The sequence below is a fragment of the Synechococcus sp. CCY9202 genome (assembly GCF_034931685.1).
Taxonomy (GTDB): Bacteria; Cyanobacteriota; Cyanobacteriia; order PCC-6307; family Cyanobiaceae; genus CBW1002.
In genome coordinates this window covers 1-4,183 of the sequence record NZ_JAYGID010000123.1, presented here as the reverse complement: position 1 = coordinate 4,183, position 4,183 = coordinate 1, and the positions used below count along the sequence as shown (strand labels likewise).

4 protein-coding genes are annotated in these 4,183 nt (G+C 56.0%); 3 read left to right on the top strand and 1 reads right to left on the bottom strand.

The window, feature by feature from the left end:
- Positions 1-268, top strand: a 268-nt coding sequence (locus tag VB777_RS15125; protein WP_323249945.1) for a DUF6444 domain-containing protein, incomplete at its 5' end; no start/stop codon positions are given.
- 34 nt (positions 269-302) lie between these two features.
- On the opposite strand, the gene VB777_RS15120 is transcribed toward VB777_RS15125, so the two are convergent.
- Positions 303-1,439 (bottom strand): IS5 family transposase, encoded by a 1,137-nt coding sequence (locus VB777_RS15120; RefSeq protein WP_323249943.1) that lies wholly within the window; start codon positions 1,437-1,439, stop codon positions 303-305.
- A 512-nt stretch (positions 1,440-1,951) separates the two neighbouring features.
- Between VB777_RS15120 and VB777_RS15115 the strand changes: the two genes are divergently transcribed.
- Together VB777_RS15115 and VB777_RS15110 are read left to right on the top strand one after the other, a co-directional pair.
- Positions 1,952-2,905 carry an IS1595 family transposase gene (locus VB777_RS15115; protein WP_323249947.1) on the top strand — a complete coding sequence of 318 codons (954 nt, stop codon included), beginning with the start codon at positions 1,952-1,954 and terminating at the stop codon, positions 2,903-2,905.
- A 12-nt stretch (positions 2,906-2,917) separates the two neighbouring features.
- Positions 2,918-3,481, top strand: coding sequence for a hypothetical protein (locus tag VB777_RS15110; protein ID WP_323249941.1), 564 nt, complete (start codon positions 2,918-2,920; stop codon positions 3,479-3,481).
- Positions 3,482-4,183 lie beyond the last annotated feature (702 nt).

Below are 4,183 nucleotides of genomic sequence, written 5' to 3'. Positions count from 1 at the left end.
GGAGATGGAGCAGCTCCGCGCCCAACTCACCGCCCTGGCAACCGAGCTGGCCAGCCTGCGCGAGCGGATCGGCCGCAGTTCCCGCAACTCTTCCAAGCCTCCCTCCAGTGATGGGCCGGGGTTTAAGAGTTTGCTGAAAAACCAACCCACGAGCCAGTTTTCCACAGGCATCAGTGGATTTCCGGCTCAAAAAGTCGGATCGGCGGCTATCAGAGCCGCAAACAGCTCGATTTCGGCATCGTTGGCCTCTCTGCAAGACATTGGTTGAGGCCTATTGGGCACACCTCTGGACAACGGGCTGTTCATGCCACCTCCAGCTCAGGTTTGAGCAGGTTGCCCAGGCGGATCAGGTTGTAGGCGATCACGTGCAGGCCAAACACGGCGCCGACTTTGTCGGTACCGCGCAGTTTGAACTGGCGCAGCCCGCCAAATGCCTTGATCCAACCGAATACCTTTTCGATCCCCCGGCGGGCGTTGATCGATTTGGCATAGCCCACATGGCGGGTGGTGCGGCCATCAATGGCTGAACCTCCGCTGCGGGCCGTGTTCTGGGCCACGTGAGGCGTGACACCGATCCGCCGCATCTCAGCGACAAACCCTTTGGTGTCGTAGTTCTTGTCGGCGCCGACGGTCTTCTGGTGGGCACCGGCGAGGTCTGCTGCCATCTCTTTGGCGGCATCCCGCTCGCCGGTGCCCGTGGCCTGGGTGACGCGGCAATCGACGATCAGGTCGTGGCGGTTGTCCATGAGGACATGGCCTCGATAGCTCAGCTGCGCTGGATGGGCATTGGATTTGCGGGCCAGCCGTGCCTCAGGATCGGTGCTGGAGCGGTGGGTCTCGTTGCTGAGCTTGATGCCGCGGAAGTCTCCTTTTGCGCGCTTCTTGCCCTCTTTGGCAGCACCGAATCCTTCGCCAGGACCTGTGGGCGGAGGCGGAGGATCCTCCTGGCCATCGATCCGCTCCAAGGAGGCGTGTGACGCCCAGGCCTGGAGCAGCGTGCCGTCCACCGAGAAGTGGTCGTCACTGAGCAGCGGTTTGACCTCGGGTGCTCCCATCAGCTTCTCCAGGAACAGCCCCATGACGTCGTCAGTGAGGAGCCGATCACGGTTTTTCGTGAATGTGGTCGGATGCCAGATCGCATCGTCAGGGCTCAAGCCCACAAACCAGCGGAACAGCAGGTTGTAGTGGAGTTGCTCAAGAAGCAGCCTCTCGGAGCGAATCCCGTAGAACGCCTGCAACAACGAGGCCAGCAGCAGCTGCTCCGGCGGTACCGATGGTCGGCCTTCTGGGGCGTACAGCTCACAGTAGGTGGGATTGAGTCGATCGAGGGCCTGATCCGCCAGCTTGCGAATCCGCCTGAGTGGATGGCTGGTCGGGATCCGCTCCTCGATCGAGACGTAGGAGAACAAGGAGCCGCTGCGCTCCTGCTGACCTCGCATCAAGCCTGGGGCGGTTGACCCATTTTCGCAGAGGTGGGCGGGTTTTTCAGCAAACTCATAAACCGGCAGCCTGTTGGGTGATATGGCAGGTATTCGTTGGCACCTATGTGCTGTACTTCTTGATTGGCTGTCAAAGGGCCTGCGCTAATACAAATACTCGCAATCCAAGCTTTTAATGCAGACCTGCATCTTTTTATTCGCGCTAAGCGGCTGGCAGATCTTTGCGGAGACAGCATGGCTCAGAAGCTTTTGGGATGTAATATAGAATTTTAATAGTTTGGTAGTCGCTTGTCGGAGCTTGAAGTTTGGCAGCCCGCATGATTTTTATTTTTGCTATGGAAGACCAAGGTCAGTCTCTCACTCCTCAGGCCTCGAAGAAAGAAACGCCTTCCAGGCAAATGCTAAAATGCAAATGGATTGCAGATTGCGATATAACGATTCTTGATTACCCAGCTCACTCCGCGGCGGCCGACCCGGGGGGAATAGAGTGGTACACAAATACCAGTCTGGTCATGGCGCGCAGCAGCATCCATTTTCAGAAAGGCCTCTCGCTGCCCAGCTTTCAGCGGCTCTACGGCACCGAGGAGCAATGTGAGGCTGCTTTGGAGAAGGCGCGCTGGCCGGATGGGTTCCGGTGCCCTCGCTGCAATGGGCATGAGCATGGGCTCGTCTACGGCCGACGACTCAAGCGCTACCAATGCCGCAACTGCGGCCATCAGACAACACTCACGGCCGGCACGATCCTGCAGGCCACCAAGCTCCCTCTGACAAACTGGTTCCTGGCCTTTTATCTGATCGGCCAGGCCAAGAACGGGATCTCCTCGCTGGAATTGAGTCGTCACCTGGGCGTCAACTACGACACCGCCTGGCTGCTTCACAACAAGATCCTGCGGGCGATGAGCGAACGGGAGGAGGAGTATCTGCTGCGGGGAAAGATTCAGATAGATGATGCCTACCTCGGCGGAGAACGCACTGGCGGCAAGGTGGGTCGCGGATCAGAAAACAAGATTCCGATCGTGGCAGCCGTCTCGTTGAACGAGTCCGGCCATCCGATCCACGCAAAGATCGCGCCGGTGAATAGCTTCAGTTCAGAGGCGATCGCTAACTGGTCCTTGAATAATCTGACTCCCGGTAGCGATGTACTCTCCGATGGCCTGGCCTGCTTCCGCGCCGTGACAACGGCCAACTGCCACCACAAGGCGAATGTCACCACCGGCAAGCACCCCAACGACCTGCCGCAGTTCCGCTGGATCAACACCCTGCTGGGCAACCTAAAGACCAGCTTCAACGGCACCTTCCATGCCTTCAACTTTGACAAGTACGCCAAGCGCTACCTGGGCGGCTTCTGCTTCCGCTTCAATCGGCGCTTTGCCATGGCTGAGATGACCGAGCGCATCGCCAATGCAGTCTGCTGCTGCATGCCTTGCACGGAGCGGGATCTCAGGCTTGCGGAGGCTTATGGGTAATCAAGTATCAAAATGAGTGAGCAACAAGGTGTCGCTGTGAAAACAGGCACTAATCAGGCTGTGCCAATAAGCCATTTTGTAGTGAGCAAGAATGTTGAGCCCCCTCAATCAGAGCCTTTTCAGCCTTCTGCCAAGCCTGGAGCAAATCCTGAAGCTGCCCCTATAGAAAAAGTCGGTCAGAATAGTCATAGGTCAGCAATAATATCTCCCGTGAGCAGGCACAATACCCAAGACGCCCTGGCTATGGCGGTCGCCTTGTATAAGCAAGGTAAAGCCAGGGAGGCATACGAGCAGGCTTCTGCTCTTGTGTCTTACAAAGCTGGCAGCATCACTGGGCTTATTGTAAAATCGGGTTCTGCGGTTGATATTGGTCTGTTTGCAGAAGCTCTAAAAGAGCTTGAGTGGTTTTTCCAATGGGTCGGTGAGCGAGCATCCGAGTATCCATCTGCATATGTTATTCGTGGTCGTGCGCATCTTGGTCTTGGAGAAAGAGAAGCTGCATGCTCCGACTTTGATGCAGCGATACGCCTCGGCGACTCTGATGCCATTACTATTAAGGAAAAATATTGCTCTTAATGCATGGCGAGTTGTTGAAAAGCTTGCCTATACTATTGTGTCATCATCTGAAGCCATTCTTAAGGCATCTTTCAGGCCACTCCCATAGCCACCAGACAGTTCCCAGCCCTGCCCCATGCCTTCTTCGCCCGCCACCCGCCGAAGTCATCGCCCCCGTCCTAATTGGCTGCCTGCTTGTTGCCTTGGTAGGCGGTCCTTTGATGGTATAAATAGCTTCTGAACTCGAAAAGTTCATAACAAGAAAGATAGTTAGGCTTATCATTGCAAACTTAAGGGCACCACGAAAAATCGGCCTTGTCGCGACCATTGGCCAATGCCGACGCCGGCCAGTACATGAGTCTCAATCGCTGCTTCCAAGGTAAATCGGTATTTTTCGTGGTGCCCTTAAGGAGGCTAGCGTGGCAGACCTGCGGGCAACCCAGCATCTACTCCGATGCACTGATAGCGAACTGGAGCGAGCATTCCTTGGTTGAGCCTTGATTTTATTGCATACCCAGCTGCAAGACAGTTTGCCTCAGTGCTAAAACGCTCATCTCTAAGAACTACAGGTCCAAGCTCCCATGACCCTTTCCAATTAAGGAACCTCTGGACAACAAGCGCTCAAGGAGGGCGCCTGGCCTTGATTTGTCCCTGATGAACATTTTGATCGCCGATCAGGCTCCGATCAGCCTGAATTCGGCGATTTGGAGGCTGAACCTCGCT